The following is a 22,165-nucleotide window of genomic DNA, read 5'->3' as shown; positions in this document are numbered from 1 at the left end:
GCTGTTCGCGCTGATCTTTAGAGTGCTTAGACAACATGGCAAAACCTCCAAAAACTAGATTTCACTCACATTTTAACAAAAAAAGCTTGTCGATCAAGCCACTTTTTGTGGCTTTGTCGACAAGCTGGAACACCCGGCTTATGCCGGGTGTTTTATGTTATTCCTCAATATCAATTCGATAATTCTCAAACCAAGTATGGATTTGGGCAAGGTGTGCGATCAACTGCGGTCCCTTCATCAATTGTCCGTACCAGGGAACTTGAAATGATGCGCCCTCCGTCTCAATCAGCCGCTTCAGTTTTTTCTTGTCTAAGAAAACATAAAGCGCCGAGTCTTTTTGCTCCAGCAATGACTCCAGCCAACGAATGACGGCTTTCGTATAAGCGGGGTGGTGCGTTTTCGGATATGGACTTTTTTTGCGATACAGCACTTCATCAGGCAAAATGCCTTCAAGAGCCTTGCGGAAGATGCCTTTTTCACGGCTGCCATGCATTTTGACATCCCACGGAATATTCCAGACATACTCGACAAGCCTGTGGTCCGCAAACGGAACCCTGACTTCGAGGCTCGCCCCCATGCTCATTCTGTCTTTTCGATCCAAGAGCGTTGTCATAAACCAGAGCATATTTAAGTAAAACAGCTCTCTCCTTCGTTTCTCCGCACCCGTTTCTCCTTCAAGCAGCGGTGTTTCTTTAACCGTTTCCTCGTATTTCGCCTTCACATATTCGCCGAGGTTCAGTTTTTTCTGCCAGCCGTCCTGCAGAAGTGCGATCCGTTCTTCCATTGATCTCATCCATGGGAAACCTTTCACATCTTCTGCCGAATGGAACCAAGGGTAGCCGCCGAAAATTTCGTCCGCGCATTCCCCGGAAAGACTCACGACAAAGTCCTTTTTAATCTCGCGGCAAAACCACAGCAAAGAAGAATCGACATCAGCCATCCCCGGCAAATCACGGACCAGTACGGCTTCTTCCAAATAAGCGGCCAGCTCCTCTTGGGAAATCACGCAGTTGTGGTGAACCGTTGCGAATGCATCGGACATTTTTTTAATCCACGGTCCGTCGGCGTTTGGCTGAAATGAACTTGACGTAAAATATTGTTCATTGTCTTCATAATCGATCGAAAACGTATGAAGCGGCCCCTTCCCTTCTTCCTCAAAATGCTTGGCGGCCGTTGCGGTAATAGCGCTCGAATCAACCCCTCCTGATAAAAACGTGCAAACCGGCACATCAGACACAAGCTGCCTTGTGACGGCGTCCTGAAACAGCGACCGCACATTTTTCACCGTTTCGTCAAAGCTGTCGGTATGCTTCTCGCTTTTCACATTCCAGTAGCGCCAAACCGTTAAACCGTCTTTTGAGAAAATCATCGCATGCCCCGGGCGGATCTCTTTTATTCCTTTAAAAACACCGCTCCCCGGCGATCGCGACGGCCCGAGGCCGAAAATTTCGGCCAGCCCTGAACGGTCGACCTTTGCTTTCACTTCCGGGTGAGCGAGAATCGCTTTGATTTCAGATCCGAACAGAAATGATGAGCCCTGTTCGGTGTAAAAGAACGGTTTAACGCCGAGCCTGTCGCGTGCCGCAAAAAGAAGATCGCGCTTTTCATCCCATACCGTAAATGCAAAAATTCCGTTCAGCCTGTCGATGCATTCCTCTTTCCATTCCATGTATGAATGAAGCAAAACCTCTGTATCTGAGTGGCTCTTGAATTGATGCCCCCGCTGCCTAAGCTCTTTCCGCAAATCCTCCGTATTATAGAGTTCGCCGTTATAGCAAATCGTATAATCGTACCCTTGGTGTGTGCGGGTCATCGGCTGTCTGCCGCCTTCCAGATCCACAACTGCCAAGCGTTTATGTCCGAATAAAACATGGCGCTTTCCCCAAATATTCGTATCATCAGGTCCTCTGTTCGAAAGCGTATCAGTCATTTTCTCCATGACAGACTGCTCCTGAACAAGCGGCTTCTTAAAATCGACCCACCCCGTTATTCCACACATTGTCGATCAGCTCCAATTCTAATGTTCTTCCTCTGCTTTAGGCTTCACTTCCTTTGTCACTTTACCTATTTTATGCACCTTAAAATAATAGTTGAATTGTCCAACAGAGTCTTGTATGAGACAAGCCCGTTTTGGAAAAAACGAAATAAGAAAGGAGACCGCCCATGGACACCGAACGCCAAAAACGAATTTACGCCGAAAAGCGCAAATGGATTTACGGCAAAATTTTAATGGAAGACGGGATTTGCCTGATTGAAAACGAAGAAGGAGATTTATTTTTGGTTGAAAGCCTGAACAGTCCCGGAGTTTTCATCAGCATAGACGGAGAATGGCAAAAAGCCGAACTGTTTGATCAATTTGCCGTCACGGAAAAGCCAGAGACCGTGAAGCTGACAGGCGGAGAATCGATCCGTTATCTGAAAACGGTAAAACAGGCATTTCTCGAATTTTTGAACGATCTGGAAGACGGACAGTTCTATTCTTTTTTGGATCAGCTGAACAGCCTCGGCTTTTCCGTCTTTGACTGCGTCTTCGCCTATAACGGCTTGAGCTTTTGGCCCGGGAAAAAGGATGTGAAGGGCGTTTCGTTTTATCAGTTTTCTCATGATATGAAACAATGCGCCCTGCAGCATCATTACGAACGAAAAGAGGAATGGAAGGACAGATTCGAATGGACCGCTTCAGACGGGGAACGAATCGTGATGATTTCAACCTTCAAGCCGCCGACATAAAAAGACACCAGTTCTCATAAAGAACTGATGTCTTTTAATTAAAACACTTTAAAGCCGAGTGGAAGACGGAGCCCAAGCACAACCGTCAAGAGCAGAACGACAATAAAGCCGATCCAGATCCCGGTGGCCGCTTTTCCGTTTTTCCTGCGAATTAAAAGCATTTCCATGAATCCGATGGTGATGAGGCCGAGCAAGGCCTTCGCTATGTATTCTCCGTTCCATGCCGTGAACTTTAAAAAGAGCTGCGCCCCGGTAATGATAACGATAATATAGAATAAGCGGAGAATCATATGTGTAATTTTTGCGCCTTTGCTGTTTCCAGAAGAGTAAAGTCCGTAAGCAACGAACACTAAAATGAGCGCGATCACCCAAGACGTGATATGCATATGCGTCATATTCATTTTTCCCCCTATCAAATCAGGTATCGTTCTTATCTTATCATGAACCGGTCCATTAAACAAAACAATGTGAACGCTGTCATTTCCGCACAAAAAGACGCTGAGATCATTCATCAGCGCCTTTTTCATTTATTTGCGTTTGTTCTTTTTCATGCTTTTCGTTATCTGTTTCCACCGCTTTTTTTCCTGCTGCGCGGCCCGTTTATCCGTTTTTCTTTCGAGGTATTCGAGCTCTTTTTTTAATTTCAGGTAGCTTTGGAACCGGCCGGCATCGAGTCTGCCGTCAGCCAGCGCCTCCTGCACGGAGCAGCCGGGTTCTGTTTGATGCATGCAGTCTGAAAATCGGCAGTTTTTTGCAAGCTGGTCAATATCGCTGAAGCTCTGTCTGAATCCTTCTTCCGATTCCCAAAGCTCCAATGCCCGCATCCCCGGCGTATCGATTAAAAGTCCGCCTTCAGGCAGCAAGAACATTTCCCTGTGTGTCGTCGTATGCCGCCCTTTGTCGTCATCTTCACGGACAGACTGGACCGCCTGCCTGTCTTCGTTCAGAAAAAAGTTGATGATCGTTGATTTGCCGACGCCTGACGACCCTAAAAGGGCGACGGTTTCTCCTTGTTTCACATACGCTTTCAACTCATCCATCCCATTGCCTTCATGAGCGCTGATGACATGAATCGGCACCCCGAATGCCACGGATTCCGCCTGGCGCACCTTTTCTTCAATCCGGTCAGCGATGTCGGCTTTGCTCAAGACAATGACGGGATTGGCTCCGCTTTCCCAAGCCAGCAGCAAATAGCGTTCGATTCTTCTCACATTAAAATCCAGACCGAGCGCATTGACGAGAAAGATCGTGTTGACGTTTGCTGCGGTGATCTGTTCCTCTGCCGGCTCCCCCGCCGCTTTGCGCGAAAATTTGCTGAACCGGGGAACGATCTCCGTGATCATTCCCTTCTTTTCGCCACCGCGTGGACGCATATACACCCAATCGCCGACAGCGGGGTAGTCTCCGCGGCTCTCCGCTTCAAACCGCAGCCTGCCTGAGATTTCGGCCAGCCATTCTCCCTCTTCCGTCCATACCCGGTACAACCTTTTATGCTCAAGGGCGATCCTTCCTAAAATCAGACCTTCCTCGTCCTTTAAAGCTTCCATGATATATTTGATGCCTAATGCAGATAAATTCAATGTGGTTTCCTCCTAAAGATCTGATGATTTTTCAAACAAAAAAAGAGCCGCAAATACACGGCTCTCTCAACATATAAACACTCCATGAGCCGCTTCGACAGCCCATGGAAATATCACCAGATCCATTTGAAGAATACCAGTCGAAATATTACATGGGCTGTGCAATGATCGTTTGTTGGGCAAAAAAGACAATATCCATTCTCATCACACATCCCTCATTTCTAAAAAGTTTGACAGCTTCATTATATGCTAAAGCCAATCTTTTGACAATCCTTTATTTCACTGGATTGGAAAGCGTTCCGATCGGTTCGATCGTAATGTCGACTTGATCGCCTTTTCGGAGGAACTTTGGCGGATTAAAGCCTTTGCCGACTCCTGACGGCGTACCGGTTGCGATAATATCCCCCGCTTCAAGCGTCATTCCTTTAGACAGCGTTTCGATCATGTCCGCAATCGGAAAAATCATGTCCTCTGTGCTGCCCGACTGGCGGAGTTCGCCGTTCACTCTCGTCTCAACCCTCAAGTCGCCTGCGTCTTCAATCATTGATTTATGTACAAGAAACGGCCCCATCGGGCAAGTCGTATCAAGGCTTTTGCCGATAAAAAACTGCTTGTGCCTCTTTTGCAGATCGCGCGCCGTCACATCATTGATGATCGTATAGCCGAACACATAGTCGAGGGCTTCAGCTTTCGGGATGTTCTTTCCCGTTTTGCCGATGACAACCGCGAGCTCGCCTTCATAATCGAGCGCCTCTGTCACGCCTTCGTGGGCATCAATCCCTTCCATGTGGCCGATAACCGAAGTCGGCGCTTTTGTAAACACCATGATATGTTCGGGAATATCTGCTTCACTTCCCATTTCAATCGCATGATCCCGATAATTTTTTCCGATGCAGATCACGTTTTTCCGCGGTTCGGGAATCGGCGCAAGCAAATCAACGTCTGACAGCGGATAAATATACGAACCGCTCTCTTCGCTGTTTTTCTTTTTTGACCATTCCACTAGCTGTTCGACATGGCGGACAAACTTCTCTCCCTCGCTTACGCATTCGATAAGCGTTTCAGGTATCGTTTCAAGCTCAAACAGCTTTTTTTCCGCCTTTTGCAAATCCATTATCTTCTCATCCATGACAAGCCCTACAAATGTACGGCTGTGTAGCTTTGCTGTCGCAAACTTCATAAATATTCCCCCGCAGTATGATTTAAAACTATTCTACATATTCTCTAAAAAAACGAAAATTCCTTTTCGCTTTCAGCAAACAGCTTCGAAAGTCCCGGGCGTTCCTTCCCGGAAAAGAAAATGGCGGCTCACCATGCAGTAAGCCGCTTCTCTTATTTTTTCCGGTAGATGACTTCGGTCAGATTTCCGTCAGACCATTTTGTAATGGTTTCATAGCCGCCTCGTTTATGATGGTGAGTCTTCTTGCAGCGATGATGATCGGGGCGTTTACTTCTGCATTTATCCCGTTTTTTGCAATCGTGAGGCTTTTTGCTTTTATCCGGTTTTTTACAGCCGTCAGGTTTCTTGCTTTTGTCAGGCTTTTTGCAGTCATCAGGTTTCTTGCTTTTGTCGGGTTTCTTGCAGTCATCAGGTTTCTTGCTTTTGTCGTGCTTGCTTTTATCCGGTTTTTCATGGTCGTCATGCTTCTTGCTTTTATGATGTTTTTTGCTTCTGTCCGGCTTGATCCCCCACCAAAGATCCCAAATGTTATGCGGACGCCGCTCTTTACCCGAGCCGGCGGATTCTTCGGGTTCCCGGTCTAAATAATGGTCTCTGCCTTCGCTCTTCAGCTGATCTACCGCCTCTTTAATGTCATGATCATGGACACCACTCATCTTGTAACCTCCTGTTCTTCCTTTTTTATGTCCTGATTTATCATACGCACCGTAAAGACAAGTGTACTGAGGCAAATGACTGTTTTTGTTCAAACTTAGGCGGTCCGCTTCCGGGACTGGCTGTTTTCACATATGATATGTCAGCTGAAAAAGGAGGAAATGATGATGAGTGCCACTGCCTTGCCGGCCTTCAGGCTGCACATTCATCCGAAGCATCTGCTTGAGTTGAAAAAAGACGTCTGGAGTGATGAAGCCGTTCCGGGCATGCTCTTGACCGGTTCAGCAAAGACGCCTGTCGCAGTGTCATACAGAGGGGCCCATACCCGCAAACTGACAAAGAAGTCCTATTTCATTCAATATCCGGACAGAAAAGAAAAGGCTGAAGAAGCTGCGTTTCATTTGAACGCCGAATATCACGACCCGTCTTTCATCAGAAACAGGCTATCCTTTCATTTTTTTGAACAAATCGGCGTTCTTGCGCCAGCAGCATCGCACGCTTTCCTTTATCTCAACGAAAAAAAAGAAGGCATCTATTTAAAAATCGAATCTGTTGACGATCATTTCTTAAAGAGGAGAAATTTAGAAAGGGGGGCCATTTATTATGCCGTTGATGACGATGCTAATTTTTCTCTGCTGAGCTCCTTCGATAAAAAGGCTAAGCAAAATCTCATGCAGGGATATGAAAGAAAAACGGGGTCAAGCCGACACGATGATTACCTCCAGGAATTTATCTACTTTATTAATACCGCCAAAGACGACATATTTGAAAAGGAAATCAAACGCTATCTCGATGTCAAACAATATTTGCTATGGCTCATCGGCGCCGTCTGCACCCAAAACTTCGACGGCTTCGTCCATAACTATGCGCTTTATTTAAACGATCGCACAAAAACGTTTCAAATTATTCCATGGGATTATGACGCGACATGGGGACGGAATATTCACGGGGAAGAAATGGAACATAACAGGATTCCGGCGAAAGGCTATAATACACTGTCTGCGAGACTGCTCGACATCCCGGCTTTTCAGTCCCAATACTTCAATTTAATGAAAAACGTCTTGCACCGCCAATTTACAATCAGCCGGCTTTCGCGGTTTGCGGTAGACTGGCATGAGACAATCGCGCCTTTTCTTGAATATGATCCTTATACAACCGTCACATACAGCCGACTCGAAGATGAGCAAAAACAAATTTTCCATTTTATCGAACAGAGGAAGCGGTTTCTGCTTTTCGAGCTTTCCCGATTATAAACGGGCGCTCTCCTTCAAAAAAAATGTCACATTTTTTGTCATATTGGCGAAAAAAATCCCTTTAACACAAAATAAGGTATACTAGCAATATCAAGGAACATCATTGCTGAATACCTGAAATCACCGACTCAAAATACAAATCGAAAGTTGGAGACTGCCATGATGAACAATAAAATTGAAGCAAAAAGACTGGCCTTATTTGAAGCTGCCGAAAAATTCGGCATCAACTCCAAAGAGGCCATTCAATGCAGTCAGGAATTGGACAACTTGCTGAACCAACGAATGCAAAAGGATGAGAACTGCGTGATACATGCGGAAGAAAGAAAAGGCCGCCATACATCATGACCTCCGACTGCAAGCTGCGCCTGATGCCCGGCCTTCCCTCTCCTCCGTTTCCTCATCCAATGATTTCAGGTCGCAGCTTTGGCTATTCGGCCATTGTTTTTTGAACATAAATCATCGTGCACACACCGTAGGCAAGAATGATCGAAGGTGTAAAGGACTCTTGATACGGAATATAAACAAACCCGTTCAAGCATAACAAAAATCCGCTGTTCAAAAAGAAATACCCTGCGATTTTGGCCAGCTTATCCTGATCCCTTACTCTTTCCCGGCGAAATCCCCGCAATATCCAAGTTTGTTTTTTTATTCCGACTGCATAGGCTGCTGAAAAGAACAGCAGGGCTGCAGCGATTGACACCAAATTCCATTGAAAATACATGTCTCCTACCCCTTCCCTTATCGCACCGTTTTTTTATTCATACGTTTTCCCCTCTGATGAGTTTCACCCGCATGTGATCAGCACTCACGAAAAAACCTCTTTTTTTATCACAAAAGCGCCTAAGCAACATAGGATATGGTGTATAGCCCATAAAAAACGTTTGATTATTTAAAGGGTGTGCCATCATGCCAGCTATTGTCGGAGCTTTTAAAGTAAATGCCGTCGGTACGAGCGGCGTTGTTCATGTCGGAGACTGCATCACGATTTCTCCTTATGCAGAAGTTAAAACTTTCGCAGGCGCCGGCAGTTTCAATACCGGAGACGGACTAAGCGTATATAACCAGAACAGCATCACCAACACATATGACAACGATATGATTGATCAGCCGATCGCAGGCAACCTGTAAGGAGGTGGGGGCATGAATTTTTATATCAACCAATCGATTCAAATCAACTATTTAAGAGTCGAAGGCATCAGCAACTCTTCCGTCTTGCAGATCGGGAGTGCGGGCTCCATTAAAACACTTTCCAACCTTTATAATACAGGGAGCTACACGGAAGCAGCCCCGCCTGTCGCCGGCGGCGGAGCTTTCCAAGATGCTTTTGAGGAGGGGCCGTCATCGACTTTCGTTCCTCTCATAGCTCCATCTGTTACAACAGGCTAAACGGGGGTGTGATCACTTATGAAGCAAAACAATCCCTCATATTCTCAAAACTGGTACAGCTATGTGCAGCAGCAGGCTGCTCTGATTGAAAATCTCGAAAGGCGAATGGCCGTATTACAGGCAGAATTGAACAACCTGAAAGAAAATCCCGGCACAAGGATTGACCGGATTGAATACAAATTTGACCAGCTGAAGATCGAGCGTCTTGAAGGAACGCTCAACATCGGGCTTAATCCGACAGATCCTGACCAGGTGGAGAACTTTGAAATCAGCCAGCAGCCGCCGGGTATCGGAATGCTGCAGCAGGAACTCGACGGCCAGCTGATGCAGCAAACGAGACAGCTCGTCGATGCCTACTTAAACGAAGAAACCCCTCGTTTGCTGGAACAGCTGGAAGACCGGTATGACAGTAAACTGGACGATACAAACCGCCACCATATCATCGAAGACATCAGAAAGCAAATCGACAGCCGCATCCGCTATTACGTCAAACATGTGCAGCCTGACGAAAACATCCAGCCCCGCGAGCATGCAGAACGGCTGGCCGATTATGTGAAGCGTGATATCGCGCGGGCAATCGAACACTTTCTCAAATCGATTCCTGACGAAATGAAAGGAAATGAAAACGAATGAATTTTACCGTTGTGAACCGCTGTTTCGATGTAGGCAATATTAATATTACCGCAGTTTCAAGCTCATCTGTTTTTTTAATCGGAGATACAGAATGCATTTCCCTGTCATCAATTTTTGATACACCGCCTGAATCTCTCATTGTCGGGCCGTTTGTCCCGCTGGCGCCGGAATCAAGATGATCAGAACGTCAAAAGTAAAGTTTATGAAAGTTCATTCAGTAGGGATCACCAGCACGCTGCAAATCGGGGATGTCGAAGAGATTATTTCTAAAGTGAAAATTCTCGCTGTTCAGCGCTACCTTTCACTTTTTTTCGGAAATGAAGGCTCATTTAATCAGGAAGATTTCCCTCTCTTTCAGCAGCCGATACCACATTTATTACCGGAAACCGGCGTCTCATCAGCTTTTTTCCATGAGGTTCCCGTCATTCGAGTCAGAGCTGTAAAAATTGCCGGGGTATCTTCTTCTTCAGTTTTTCAGGTTGGTTCGACGCGCCGCATGATTTCCGAGGCGAGAGTCAAACATATCAGAAAGCCTCCTCCTGCAAGGAACTCACAATAACCGCCCGGCCGACATATACTGGTTCAGAGACTTCTATAAAGGATGTCGATCAATCATGCCAGCCATTGTCGGACCCATTAAAATCAATGAAATCTCAGGAGGAGTAGTGAATTTCGGCGATTCTTTTTATCTATCTCCAAAAAGCTCTTCAAAGTCTGCACTCGGTTCTGGTGCTGGTAATACTGGAGATTTCCTTATCGTCAACAATGGTATAAACGCGACAAATTATATAGACCCGGATGTAAGCGACCAGAATGTTGTCGGAAATGCATAAAGCAGCCTCTTCCACTAGAAGAAGGCTGCTTTTTGGTTACCAGGTTAAATCATTTCAAGCGATACAGCTGTGCCTTTGCCGCTCGGTTCAGCCGGATGGACAATCAGCTTCTTCGGCAGCCTGGCCCGAAGTTCCTGAACGTGGCTGATCACACCGACCGACAGATTGTCAGACTGAAGCTTCTCCAATGCGGTCACGACCGTATCCAGCAAATCCTGATCAAGCGTGCCAAACCCTTCGTCCAAAAAGAAGAATTGGAGCGGATACTCTCCGCGAAGCTGGATCTGTGCCGAAAGTGCAAGCGCAAGCGCCAGTGAAGTCAGAAACGTCTCCCCACCTGACAGACTCGTAACAGGGCGCTTGACTCCGCCGTTGGCATCGTCCCTCATCACAAAACCGCCTTCTGAGTCGACTTCAATCGCATACCTCTGTCTTGTCAGTTCGCCGAGTCTTGCAGATGCGTCTCTTGTGACGCTTTCAAGCTGCTCTTCTGCCAAGTATTCAACAAAGCTGTTTCCTTTAAAGACGGCTTGGAGTTTATCAAGACGGTCGATGTATGTCTGCCATTCAGCCAATGATGCTTCAAGTTCCTTAAACCTTTTATGGTTCTCGCGGATGACGGCGAGAGCTTTGCCGGCCGCGCCCCTTTCTTCCAAGGCTTTGCTGAATGCCTCCTCAGCTTTGTCCTTCGTGACGGCGGCTTTTTCCCAACTCTCCTCAGAAACCGATCTCCCATCAAGCTTTTCCGTAATCCGCTTGATATTGGACTCGCACTGTTTTGTCTGATCCCAATGCATTTGAATGTCTTCTTTCAGCCGGGCAAGATCATCGCGGTCTAAAATGCTCGCTTTCACTTCAGAGGCCTTTTCAAACGGTGTACCTCCGGATTTTTCCTGCCAGATGTCCGCCGCTTTCGCAAGCCTTGCTTCCGCTTCACGCAAAGCGAGCTCACACCCTTTTGTCTGTCCTCTTAAACGGCTGACTTCGGATTCGGTCTCTTTGAGCCGTCCGTAAAGCGTCTGTTCCTGCTCATGCAGCTTGGCCAATTGCGTTTTCACGTCTTGAAGCTTTTTGTCGATCGCAGCTGTATCGGGATAGCCCATCAGCTCTTTTTGATAATCGTTTATTTCTTTATTAAGGCTTTCGACTGCATAGCGGAGGTCGAGCTTTTCTTTATCAAGCGCAAACAAGCGCTCGGTGAGCTTCTCTTTTTGCTGTTCATGTTTTGTGAGAAAGCCGACGCTCATTTCGATACGCTTTTCGAATTCCTCTGCGGCCAGATCTTTTTCTTCAATCGTTTTTTGCCATTTTTCAGCCTGTTCATAAGAGAGGCCGTCGAATTGTTCGCCGAAGCTTTTTCGGCGTTCATTTAACTGGTCATTTAATTCGCGGACGCGGTTTTGAAGCCTGTTACGCTCCTTTTCTTCATGGCTGAGTCGCTCGCTGATTTGGTCGCGTTTCTTGCAGAGCTCTTTATATGTGTGAAGGAGCTTGGACATCCTGCTTTTTGTCTCTGCGAGATCCTGTCTGATTCCTTTCCATTCAAAGCTGATGCGGTTGTACCGTTCGGGAATGGTGCCTTCTTCTATCGATGCAGCGGTTTCAGGCAGTTCATGTTTGCTCTTGACTAAAAACGGGCATTCGCTCACCAGGTGGTCGGATTGCTGTTCGAGTGCCACTTTGGCCGAGAAAAACTCCTGAGCCAGCGCACCGGCTTCAGCGATGATGGCTTCCGTTTTCTCCAGTTCGGAATCCGCCTCTTTAAAGGACAGGCTTTCTATGCCGACGCGGGCGGGCATTTCATGATGTACAGATCCGCAGACCGGACAAGGCTCTCCGTCTTTGAGCTGCTTTGCCAGTTCGATTGCCAGCTGATCACGGTTTGCCTGTTCCCGTTTTGCCGCAATCTCTTCTTTTTTTTGAGATGCCACACGGATGGTCTCAGAGAGCGATCTGTCTGTTTCGCAAACGAGCGCGTACGCTCGTTCGACAGCGGCAAACAATGCCTCGATGCGTTCGGTTTCAGCTTTTACCTTTTGATCCACCGCTTGCTGTTCTTGCTGGAGCTCTTTAATCAGCGTCTCCTGCTGACCAAGCCGTTCCTTTTCTAAAGCGGCATCGTTGTTAAGCTGTTGAATGTGAAAAGCAAGCTGATTGGCATTTCGGCAGTTTTTACGCTCTTCGCTAGATACCTGGACAGATTTCAGCTCCGCTTTCAGCTGATTCTGCTTGGCTGTCCCGCGTTCAAGCAGACTTTTCACCTTGGCCAGCTCGTCTGCCGCATGCTTGATTTCCTCTTCTTTCAAACGCTGTTCGCGCTGCTTCTTCTCGGCCTCGGCCTGTGCGGCTAGCCGCTTGTTTTCAATTTCCTTCAAAGCGGTGAGCTGTTCTTCTTGCTTGAGAAGCTCCGGTTCCTTTTCATTTTTAAGACGCCTGAAATCCTCGTACTCGCGCTCTGTTTTTTTATGAAGCTCTTCATATTGTTCTAATTGTTCCCGCGCTTGTTTTTCTTCCCGGTGTGCGCGTTCGGCATCTTCCCGCGCTGCCAGCAAGGCGTCTGCATAAGGCTTGAGCGTATTTGCCGTTTCGGCGAGGTGCAGGCGGCTTTCTTTTTCCCGAATCTGTTCCTGTTTCTTTAAAAGCTCCGCCTCTTTTTTTAGATAGCTTTCTTTTTCCTGCTGCAGATTCCAAATCTCCTGATACTCCGCAAAGCGCTGCGCTTCTGCGTCTCGTTCGCGCTTCTTGCTTTGCAAAAGGCTTTCAGCTTCTTCGAGATGCTGTTCCGCCTGTTTCAGCGCCTCTTCCCCCGCATCGCCCAATCCAGCCTGCTCGGCAAGCATCTCATTTTTTCTGGCCTGCGCTGTTTGCGCCTGTTTCTTCAGTTTTTTGACGAGCCTGTCCCCGTATTGTTCGAGGTTGAACAGGCGCTGAAGCATCTGCCGCCGCTCCGCTCCTTTTAAGGAAAGAAATTCGGCGAATTTACCTTGCGGCAGGACGACTGCCCTTGTAAAATCGTCGATCGTCAAGCCCAGCAGCTCTTCGATTTTCCGGTTTACTTCATTCGCTTTATCGGCCAGAACGATTTGTTCCTCTTTCATTTCAATGAAGCGGCAGATCGATGTTTTGACCTTGACGGCATCTGTCCGCTTAAAGACCCGTTCCACTTTATAAGCCGTCTCATGGCCTGTCTGCAGCTTAAACGTAAACGATACAGCAAGCTCATCTTCGGCATGATTCAAAATACCGTGCGTATTATTGGCGGCCCGCTCCACCTTCCCATACAAAGCGAGAGTCATCGCGTCAAGAATCGACGACTTGCCGCTTCCGGTCGGCCCGAAGATACCGAATACACCGGCATCGCACAGGCGCTCAAAATCGATCACCTGCTCCTGCCTGAAACTGTGCAGCCCCTTAATAGACAGAGAAATCGGCTTCATGTTTCATCACCCTCTTCCTGTTCCGATCCTGCGGCGAGCTCCAGAAACAGTTTGACGGTTTCTTCATCGGGAACCGCTCCACCGGTTTGTCTTTCATAAAACGCTATAAACCGTTCTTCAATCGGAACGTTTCTGGACCGGATCTTCTCTTCATCCGAGGCGGCTTCCTCAAAAACCGGACGAATATGGATGATGCCTTGATGCGCTTTTCTCAAACGGTGAATTTCTTCAATCGACAGCTGGTCTGTCAGATGGATTTCAAGGTCGATCCACGCGTTTTTGTCCCGCTCTTCCTCCAGCCAGCTGTATACTTGGGACATCCCTTTTTCCGCCTTCCATTTAACGAGCGGTTTTCCACTCGTCAAATGGACCTCTTCCCATGATGCCGTTTGACCGGGTGCGGCTTCGACAATGGTGACCGATTTTGCGTATCCCGCTTCAGAAAAGCTGTAGGCAAGCGGTGAACCTGAATATCTGGCAAGCGTGCGGGCCCGTTTGATCGTCTGCGGGCGATGAAGATGCCCGAGCGCCACATAGGCGGCGTTTTCCGGCAGGCTTTCCGCAGCCACCGTATATGCGCCTCCGACTTCGATCGGCCGCTCAGAATCCGTCTGGCTGCCGCCCGCCACATAAATATGGCTTGCCGCAATCTGCACCGCATCCTTTCTCGCCTTGCCGCACATACGCTGAAAGGTCTGCTTGATTTTCTCATCATACTGGTCGCGCAGCAGTTTTTCGTCAAATGTTTCCGACAGCACTTCATTCAGTCTGGACTCGGAAGGATAGGCGAGCGCTGCGACTGACAGGATCTCCCCCCTAGAAGCGACTTCTATATCAACTGGCTCAGTCTTCGGGTACCCGATCAAGTGGATGCCATGGTCTGTCGTTAACGGAGAGGCCGCGGAAAGGCGGTCCGGATTATCATGGTTGCCGGCAATCACGACGACCGGACGGTTTCCTTTGTCAGACAAGGCGGAGAGGCTTTCATAAAAAAGCTGTTCAGCCAGTGCAGGCGGATTCACTGTGTCAAATGCGTCTCCGGCCATGATAACGGCGTCGATCTTTTCATCTTTTACGATCCTTGTGAGCTCTTCAAGAAAGTCCGCCTGTTCTTTCAGGCGGCTTCTCCCTTCAAGCGTTTTTCCCAAATGCCAGTCCGCTGTATGTAAAATTCGCATGTGTGCCTCACCTCTCTTTTCATTAAAGCTCCCCCCGAAATCGTCAGGGGGACGCCGGTTTCATATTAAAATAAGAGCACATGTCCTCCGTCAAAAAAGTACAGTGCACGCCCTTTGAGCGGCATTTTAATCATCGTTTCAACGGCTCGTGCATAAAGCTGAATTTGTGTTTCGTAACGCTTCCTTAAAATCGGTTCGGCCCCTTCGAATCCGTTTCGGTACTTTCCGTGTATCCGGTCGGTTTTGTAATCAAGAAGGTAAAAACCGTCCTCCGTCTCGAATAAACAATCGATAATTCCCTGTATCAATACAGGTTCGTCGGCTGACTCAAGATCAGGATAAACCTCTTTGGCGGACAGCGTCATGTTAAAGGGAACTTCCCGTTCGACGCGGCGGGCGCCGAGAAGCTTTTGTCCGATTTCCGTATCAAAGAATGCGAGAATATCGTCTTCCTCAATCGCTGCCCGCTGGTCTTCTGTTAATAGCTCTTTCTCAACAAGCCTGTCTAGGAGGCGGCTGAGCTCATTCATTTCAAGCGCACGGGTCAGCGGAATATGCTGCATGACGGTGTGCATCGCCGTTCCCCGTTCGGAAGCGGTCAGGCCTTTTGCCATCATAAAGGACGGCCGTTTAAACAGGAGAGCATCCTTGGTTGGGCGAATCAGCGAGCGGTCGCCGTACTCATCCTCATACTCCTTCTGCCTTTTCATTTCTGAGACAGACTGTTTTGTTCGGACTTTGGCGGCGTCTTTGTATGGATATGACCATGTCAGCCTTTCTCTGACTTGTTGCTCATACTCAAACGAACCATCGATCGGAAGACCCATTTGAATTTGGGAGAGCCGGCCGTGTCTTTCTTCACCGGCCTGATCAATATCTTCTGCTTGAAGATCCGCGGCCGACAGCCAGCTGACCTGAAAGCGCGCCGGATGTTCACGGATCTCATCAATCACCAGCGGCGCGCCGGATTCATCCATATCTCTGTGTCTCATCAAAGCAGGTCCGATGAAATCCAGGTAAGATTTCGCCTGAAACCGTTCATAATCCGGAAGCAGCCACTCAGACCCCGCCGCTTGTGACCGCCAGTCGGCAAGCAGCTTTTCTTTATCCTTAGCCGTCCCGACCAGGTACAGCTTTTCCTTGGCCCGGGTAAGAGCGACATACAAGACGCGCAGCTCCTCTGATAAAAGCTCGCGGCGGAGCTTTTTCTTCATCGCGATCAGCGGCAGCGTCGGATAGCTGATCCGCCACTTCGGATGAATAAACTTCGTTCCGAAACCGAGTTCTTTATCCAGCAGATAAGACTTGTTCAAGTCCATCATATTAAAATTCCGTCCGAGACCGGCGGTAAATACGACAGGAAATTCAAGCCCTTTGCTTGAGTGGATCGTCATCAGCCGAACAACGTCTTCCTGTTCGCTCAGAGCTCTTGCCGTTCCGAGATCATCACCCCGCTCCTGCATCCGCTCAATAAACCTTAAAAAGCGGAACAAACCGCGGAACGATGTCGCTTCATAGGATCTTGCCCTGTCGTAAAGCGCGCGCAAATTGGCCTGCCGCTGTTTTCCGCCCGGCATTCCGCCGACATAATCCAAATACTTCGTATCCCGGTAGATTTCCCAGATCAGCTCTGCCACAGAGTGGTTTTTCGCATACGCTCTCCACTTTTTGAGCAGGGCGTCAAAGCGGCGAAGCTTTTCGCTGAGCCTTTCATCGCCGTCTGCTGCAGCAAGGTATGCTTTCATCGCTTCGTAAAACGGCGCTTTTTTATCCTTGATTCTGATCAAGGAAAGCTCATTTTCGTCAAGACCTACAACAGGCGATCTGAGAACGGACGCAAGCGGGATGTCCTGATAAGCATTATCGATGATTTTTAATAAAGACAGTGTGACCGATACTTCTGTCGCTTCAAAATAACCCGTTGAGAGGTTCGCGTATACCGGGATCCCCTGCTGTTTAAACTCGTCCATAATTTGCGGCGCCCAAGGCATCGACCGCAAAAGCACCACGATATCACGGTACTGGATGTTCCGCGACGCTTTCGCTTTGGCATCATATACTTGAAATTTTTCTGTTATCAGCCTGCGGATTTGTCCGGCCATCGCTCTTGCTTCAAGCTGGACCGCCTCAAGCTCTTCAGCCTCTTCATCCTGCGCGCCGCTCTGGTTTTCGATGAGCAGAAGCTCCGTTTTTGTCGCTTCGTTCGACGGATAAGACGCGCCAAGCTTCAATTCGGCTTGTTCGTCATATTCGACTTCCCCGACCTTTTCTCCCATGAGCTGCTTGAATAAAAAGTTCGTGCTGTCCAAAATATCTGAACGGCTTCTGAAGTTTTTATTTAAATCGATTTTTTGGCCGGAACCCGAGCCATCGTCTGTAAAGCGTTTATATTTCGCGAGGAACAAAAGCGGTTCTGCCAGGCGGAACCGGTAAATCGACTGCTTGACATCGCCCACCATAAACAGGTTCCCCTCATGCTCCTCTTTGGCGACGAGCTTTAAAATCGCTTCCTGGACCAAGTTCGTATCCTGATATTCATCAACAAGCACTTCATGGAACTGATGGCGGTAAAACTTCGCCGCTTCGCTCGGCACGGCTTCGCCGGCTTGGTTTTTCCCGGATAAAATCGCAAGGCAGTCGTGTTCAAGGTCTGAGAAATCGACGATCGCTTTTTCCTTTTTCGCGTCCGCAAACCGCTTGCCATACTCCAACACGAGCTGGACGAGCGTCTGAATGACCGGCTTCATTTCCCTCAAGCTCTCAAGGTGCTGCTCGGGAGTTCGCGTAAAATAATCGCTTTTCAGCTTTTCAAGTTGCTTTTTCGCGCTGTTGCGGAGATCTGCGGCCTCATCAACCAATCGAGGATCGTACGCATCTCCTTTGCACGGCTTCAATCTTTGAAACGAAACGGCCGGTACAAGCTCGTACAGAGCCGAAAAATCATTCTGCTGCTGAATCAGCCTGTCAATCTGCGCTAAATCATCGAGGAAATTTTCGGCGCGCGGCGCAGGCCCCCCTGGCTGCTTTGTCAAATCAAGCGCACGCGTCAGCTTTTGCCGCATCCCCTCCAGAACAAGTGCGATGTCTTCTTTAATGTAAGAATAAAACGGCAGAGCCTCAACTTTCGTATCTGAAGCCGCGTCATACAGATCAACAAATGTGTGAAGCCAGCCTTCCGGATCGGGATGCGAACGGGAAAACTCGTAGACCCGCTTGACGAGATGCTGCAAATCGAGGTCATGACGGTCTGTCGTATATCTGTCCACAAGTTCAAAAAAAGCCGGATCTTGCTTTTTGTATTCTTCTTCAAACAGCTCGTCCAGCACCTCATCGCCAAGCAGCTCGCCTTCCGTCTGATCGGCGATCCGGAAAGCCGGATCAACATCGATCAAATAATAGTATTTGCGGATGACTTGAAGACAGAATGAGTGCAATGTTGATATGCTCGCTTTGTTTAATAAAGCAAGCTGTCTGCGCAAATGAAGCGATCCCGGATTTTCGGCAAGCTCTTTTTCGAGCGCTTCGCCGATCCTGTGCTTCATTTCAGCCGCAGATGCATTCGTAAAGGTGACGACAAGCAGCCTGTCGACATCTACGGGATGTTCCTGATCCGTTATTTTCCGAATGATCCGCTCAACCAGCACGGCCGTTTTTCCGGAGCCGGCCGCTGCCGCAACTAAAATGTCCCGGCCGGATGAGACGATCGCCTTCCATTGGTCATCAGTCCAATTGCTGCCCTTCGGTTTAGAAATCTCCATCTGTCTCATCCTCCTTTTTCAGCCGCTCCAAAATCACGTTGTCTTTTTCGGGTTTTAATATCCGGTATTCGTTTTCCTCAAGCGATTCGTCAAACTGGCAGAATGACCGGTACGAACAATATGTGCACGGTGTCCGGTCTTTTAGCTTGTAAGGCTCGATCGACACTTTACCATCTGTGATCTCCTCACCGGCCTTCTGAAATGTCCGGCGGATATGGCGCCTTAATACATGAAAATCCTCTTCTCGAATAACGTCAGAATCCGAACGGAGCGAGCCGTCTTTTTTTAAGCCTGCGCTGATCATGTTCGACCTGCCTTGTTCCAGCGTGGTATCCATCAGCTTGACCGCTTCCTGGTCTCCCAAGAGCAGCCCTTTCATCTTGAACTTTTTGAAAATCTCTTTTTCTATTTCATCAAGGCCGAGCGGCACCGAAGCCTGGATCATCGGATCGTGCACATGAAAATAAAGCACGCCTGCAGGAGATGCTTTCATGCCGAGCCAATCGGTTGAATACGTGATCGACAAATCGAGATATGTCAGCATTTGCAGGGCGAGGCCGTAATACACCTCGGCCAAATCGAGGCCTTTATCGCTTGATTTATAGTCGACAATCCTAAGCAGCAGCCCTTTTGAGCTCTCCGCTTTATCCACTCTGTCGATCCGGCCGACAAGCTCCATTGTGCAGCCGTTCTTCAAGGTAAAACGCATTGGAGGAAGCGGACCTTTCCCCCCGAATCCGAGCTCGATGCCGACGGGGGCAAACCCGCTTGCTTTTGCATGCTCGCTTAAAATGCCCGATACCCTGGCAATGATTTTTTGAAGCTTCTGCTTCACGTAATGATGACGGTTCGAACTGAGCAAAATCTCTTTTTGCAGCTTTGGCGCGAGCCGTTCAACTGCATCGCTTGACAAAGTCTCGCATTGGGCTTTCGTTAAGTCGCGCCAATCCAGTTTAAGCTCGTGAAGCCGATCTGAAATCAGCTTCAGCGCCGAGTGGAACAGCTGACCGATATCCGGAGCTTCAAGCTTGAAAAATTGACGTTCCTTCAGCTTTAAACCGTGCGAAGCAAAATGGGAAAACGGACAGGCTTTGAACGTCTCCATCCGCGACACGCTTCCCTGAATGTGCTCCCCATATAAATCGCGGCTCACATGCCGGTTCAAGTTTTCGACCTTGTTTCTGAAAAACAGGCTGGACAGGATATTTTGAGAAAAGATGCGGTCAGGCTCATTCATTAAAAAGTTGTATGTACTCCACCATACATCGCTGATCGCATACTGCCTCGTCCAAATGCCGAGCTGCCCTGCCAAATGGCTCAAGGCGGCGCCTTTATTCACGAGAAATTCAAGCTGGGCTTCGTCGTCCAGCTGCTCGGGTTCATGAATCAGCATCTTCTCTTCGCCGTCCGGGAACAGCTCATTCAGCCGTTTCACTACTGTTGAAGGAAGCAGCGTCTTCCCTTCCGAATCTGCGATCGGATAGGAGACATAGAGCTTTTCAGACGGGCTGGAAAGCGTCATGTAGATCAGAAAATTCTCATCCAAGAGCTGCTCTCGACCCGTCGCAGCCAGCTGTGCGCCGTTTCGTTTCAGCCACTCCCGGTCATCGTCTGAAAGCACGCCGTCGTCCGCAGGCCTCGCCGGAAGTATACCGTCGTTTACACCGATGAGAAATGTGCATTTCGTGCCGTACATCCTTGAAAGGTCCATATTGCCGATAAACACTTGATCAAGAGCGGGCGGAATCAGCGCGAATTTCAAAGACTCCAAGCCGGTTTCAATCATTTGCTGAAATAAAGCAAACGATATCCGCTCTGTGCCCATCATTTCAACAAACTCGTCCAACAGTTGAATAACGGCATCCCATACTTGCTCATGCTGGCGCGACTCTGCAATCCTACCGCTTTCTTCGGCCAGCCGCCTTTCCTGTTCAAGCTTCATCGGAACATCGGCTTCTTCAAGATAAAGGTAAACGGCTTCGGCCATTTCCCTGACGGTTTCAGCTTTTTTCAAGCGCTTCTGCAGCCTGTGGATCGGTGGAACGATCCAGCCCTTTAGTTCATTGAGCATATTTTCCGTTTCAATCTCTTTGTCTGTCTTGGCAAAATCCTCATCCAGTGAAGCGTACCTTCTGTAAACAAACGGATCTTTGCTTGTCCATCTGTCTCCTTTAATGCCATACGCAATACAGTAGTTTTCAAGCTGGTCAATCTGTTCGCGCAGCCGTTCCTTCGGCTGTCCTTCCGGGAATAAAAGTTCCGTTTTGACACAGCGGAACACCGCTTCATACCGCCAGTTTCCTTTAATGATATCAAGCGTCGAACGGATCAGCTCAATGAGCGGATGATTTTGCATCGATTCCTTGCCGTCTATGAAAAAAGGAAGTTCACAGTCTTTAAAAACTTCTTTTATCGTATCTTTATAATCTTCAACATTGCGGGCAATAACGGCGATATCCCTAAGCCTGAAGCGGCCCTGGCGAATTAAAGAATGAATCTCGCGCGCAATTCCTTCAATCTCGGTTCTTCTGTTCGACGCCTGCATGATGCGGAGCGATTCCGTCCGTCCGCGATACGGTTTTGCAGGACGCTCGTCAAAATAGCGTTCAAGGTGCCGGAGCTCCGAATGTTGCTGGTGCCGTTTCGTTTCTTCCAGCCGCACTTCTGACGGATCAAGGCCAAGTTCCTTCGCCTTCTGGTAAAGGTCATAGTACGCCTTCCCGGTCATTCTGAACAGATGGAGCTCATTCGGGCTGTTGGCCGTAAACGGCTGATCCGCCGTCAACGAAAAAGTGATCTCCTCCGCATGTACCATCAGCTGTTCCAGCACGTTCATCTCCTGTGGCGTAAATTGGTGAAATCCGTCCACGTAAACGGCAGCGTTTCTAATCTCATCCGCATACTGAATCTGCTCGGCCAAAAGCGTCAAATAATCCTCAGATTGAACATATTGATTCTCCAGATTTTCCTCAAGCTTGCTGTATAAAATATATAAGTCGTGCAATTTATCGGAAAGAATCCGTTCATCTTCGTATTCCGATTTGCCCGTCCCCTCTATCATGTCCCGGATGCTTTCAGGCTGCAGACAATGCCGTTTAAATTCGGTCAGCATCCGTTCCACCTGCTCCGTAAATCCGCTTTTATCGCTTGCGTTTTGATAGACTTTAAACTCGCCCTTATGCTCTTCAATCAGTCTCCGCAGCAGCATCTGAATGCCCGTCCCCGTCAAAAACGGCCGATTCATGCCTCCGGTATGCTGGAGCACTCGCCAGGCAAGCCTTGAAAAACTGTACACTTGGGCGCGGATAGTTCCGCCCAAATCGGGTGTTTTGCTAAGCTCGTATTCCATTAAAAACGTCATTTGATCCGGGACTAGAAAAATGATCGGTTTTCCGAGCGGTTCATCGCGAAGTTTTTCTCTGATTTCATTCAGGATAAAGGTCGTTTTCCCACTCCCGGATCTGCCTGATAAAAATACTGCTCCCACTAAGCTCGTCTCCTTTCTGTTTCTTACTCTTTATTCTATCGAAACATCTGCAAAAT

The 22,165-nt window shown here is 48.3% G+C and carries 19 protein-coding genes; 9 read left to right on the top strand and 10 right to left on the bottom strand.

The features are described 5' to 3' along the window. Positions 1-157: 157 nt before the first annotated feature. Positions 158-1,999, bottom strand: coding sequence for an asparagine synthase (glutamine-hydrolyzing) (gene asnB / locus KI350_RS17385; protein ID WP_079289418.1), 1,842 nt, complete (start codon positions 1,997-1,999; stop codon positions 158-160). A gap of 164 nt (positions 2,000-2,163) precedes the next feature. Here asnB and KI350_RS17380 point away from each other — a divergent pair, with 164 nt between their 5' ends. Then, positions 2,164-2,730, top strand: a complete 567-nt coding sequence (locus KI350_RS17380) for a DUF2777 domain-containing protein (protein WP_020450883.1) — start codon at positions 2,164-2,166, stop codon at positions 2,728-2,730. A gap of 38 nt (positions 2,731-2,768) precedes the next feature. Here the strand turns inward: KI350_RS17380 and KI350_RS17375 are convergent, their stop codons facing one another. From KI350_RS17375 to KI350_RS17360, 4 genes are all read right to left on the bottom strand, one after another. Further along, complete coding sequence (locus KI350_RS17375; RefSeq protein WP_011197750.1) at positions 2,769-3,125, bottom strand: YisL family protein; 357 nt, start codon at positions 3,123-3,125, stop codon at positions 2,769-2,771. A gap of 132 nt (positions 3,126-3,257) precedes the next feature. Then, complete coding sequence (gene rsgA / locus KI350_RS17370; RefSeq protein ID WP_023856616.1) at positions 3,258-4,310, bottom strand: ribosome small subunit-dependent GTPase A; 1,053 nt, start codon at positions 4,308-4,310, stop codon at positions 3,258-3,260. A 274-nt stretch (positions 4,311-4,584) separates the two neighbouring features. Continuing rightward, positions 4,585-5,490, bottom strand: a complete 906-nt coding sequence (locus KI350_RS17365; RefSeq protein ID WP_020450879.1) for a fumarylacetoacetate hydrolase family protein — start codon at positions 5,488-5,490, stop codon at positions 4,585-4,587. Positions 5,491-5,642: 152 nt separating this feature from the next. Next, positions 5,643-6,146: a CotG/ExsB N-terminal domain-containing protein gene (locus KI350_RS17360; protein WP_023856614.1), complete on the bottom strand. Its 504-nt coding sequence runs from the start codon at positions 6,144-6,146 to the stop codon at positions 5,643-5,645. 165 nt (positions 6,147-6,311) lie between these two features. Here KI350_RS17360 and KI350_RS17355 point away from each other — a divergent pair, with 165 nt between their 5' ends. Together KI350_RS17355 and KI350_RS17350 are read left to right on the top strand one after the other, a co-directional pair. Further along, complete coding sequence (locus KI350_RS17355) at positions 6,312-7,397, top strand: CotH kinase family protein (RefSeq protein ID WP_025811689.1); 1,086 nt, start codon at positions 6,312-6,314, stop codon at positions 7,395-7,397. A gap of 162 nt (positions 7,398-7,559) precedes the next feature. Beyond that, complete coding sequence (locus KI350_RS17350) at positions 7,560-7,742, top strand: aspartyl-phosphate phosphatase Spo0E family protein (RefSeq protein WP_020450876.1); 183 nt, start codon at positions 7,560-7,562, stop codon at positions 7,740-7,742. Positions 7,743-7,824: 82 nt separating this feature from the next. Here KI350_RS17350 and KI350_RS17345 read toward each other — a convergent pair whose 3' ends face one another. Then, complete coding sequence (locus tag KI350_RS17345; RefSeq protein WP_043054272.1) at positions 7,825-8,118, bottom strand: DUF3784 domain-containing protein; 294 nt, start codon at positions 8,116-8,118, stop codon at positions 7,825-7,827. Between the two features lie 185 nt (positions 8,119-8,303). On the opposite strand from KI350_RS17345, the gene KI350_RS17340 reads away from it, so the two are divergent. The 6 genes from KI350_RS17340 to KI350_RS17315 are packed head-to-tail and all read left to right on the top strand — an operon-like array spanning position 8,304 to position 10,249. Further along, positions 8,304-8,525 carry a spore germination protein gene (locus tag KI350_RS17340; protein WP_020450874.1) on the top strand — a complete coding sequence of 74 codons (222 nt, stop codon included), beginning with the start codon at positions 8,304-8,306 and terminating at the stop codon, positions 8,523-8,525. Between the two features lie 12 nt (positions 8,526-8,537). Continuing rightward, entirely contained in the window at positions 8,538-8,783 is a 246-nt protein-coding gene (locus tag KI350_RS17335) for a spore germination protein GerPB (RefSeq protein ID WP_020450873.1), read from the top strand. Between the two features lie 18 nt (positions 8,784-8,801). Next, positions 8,802-9,416, top strand: a complete 615-nt coding sequence (gene gerPC, locus KI350_RS17330) for a spore germination protein GerPC (protein WP_020450872.1) — start codon at positions 8,802-8,804, stop codon at positions 9,414-9,416. Then, positions 9,413-9,595, top strand: a complete 183-nt coding sequence (locus KI350_RS17325) for a hypothetical protein (RefSeq protein ID WP_003180439.1) — start codon at positions 9,413-9,415, stop codon at positions 9,593-9,595. Before gerPC ends, KI350_RS17325 begins: the two co-directional genes overlap by 4 nt. After that, on the top strand, positions 9,592-9,975 hold the full coding sequence (locus tag KI350_RS17320; protein ID WP_043054271.1) for a spore germination protein GerPE: 384 nt from the start codon (positions 9,592-9,594) through the stop codon (positions 9,973-9,975). Before KI350_RS17325 ends, KI350_RS17320 begins: the two co-directional genes overlap by 4 nt. A 55-nt stretch (positions 9,976-10,030) precedes the next feature. Then, positions 10,031-10,249, top strand: a complete 219-nt coding sequence (locus tag KI350_RS17315) for a spore germination protein (RefSeq protein ID WP_016885923.1) — start codon at positions 10,031-10,033, stop codon at positions 10,247-10,249. Between the two features lie 44 nt (positions 10,250-10,293). Here KI350_RS17315 and sbcC read toward each other — a convergent pair whose 3' ends face one another. From sbcC to addB, 4 genes are all read right to left on the bottom strand, one after another. Next, positions 10,294-13,686: an exonuclease subunit SbcC gene (sbcC, locus tag KI350_RS17310; protein ID WP_043054270.1), complete on the bottom strand. Its 3,393-nt coding sequence runs from the start codon at positions 13,684-13,686 to the stop codon at positions 10,294-10,296. After that, positions 13,683-14,864, bottom strand: coding sequence for an exonuclease subunit SbcD (sbcD, locus tag KI350_RS17305; protein ID WP_059231169.1), 1,182 nt, complete (start codon positions 14,862-14,864; stop codon positions 13,683-13,685). Before sbcD ends, sbcC begins: the two co-directional genes overlap by 4 nt. Before the next feature lie 65 nt (positions 14,865-14,929). Further along, positions 14,930-18,622, bottom strand: coding sequence for a helicase-exonuclease AddAB subunit AddA (gene addA, locus KI350_RS17300; RefSeq protein WP_059231171.1), 3,693 nt, complete (start codon positions 18,620-18,622; stop codon positions 14,930-14,932). Further along, complete coding sequence (addB, locus tag KI350_RS17295) at positions 18,609-22,109, bottom strand: helicase-exonuclease AddAB subunit AddB (RefSeq protein ID WP_106070772.1); 3,501 nt, start codon at positions 22,107-22,109, stop codon at positions 18,609-18,611. Before addB ends, addA begins: the two co-directional genes overlap by 14 nt. Between the last annotated feature and the right edge of the window lie 56 nt (positions 22,110-22,165).

Origin of the sequence: Bacillus sp. J41TS8, from assembly GCF_018333035.1 — a bacterium.
Classification (GTDB): Bacteria; Bacillota; Bacilli; order Bacillales; family Bacillaceae; genus Bacillus; species Bacillus paralicheniformis.
The sequence above is the reverse complement of the archived record's forward strand: the minus strand, read 5'-3'. Positions and strand labels throughout refer to the sequence as shown.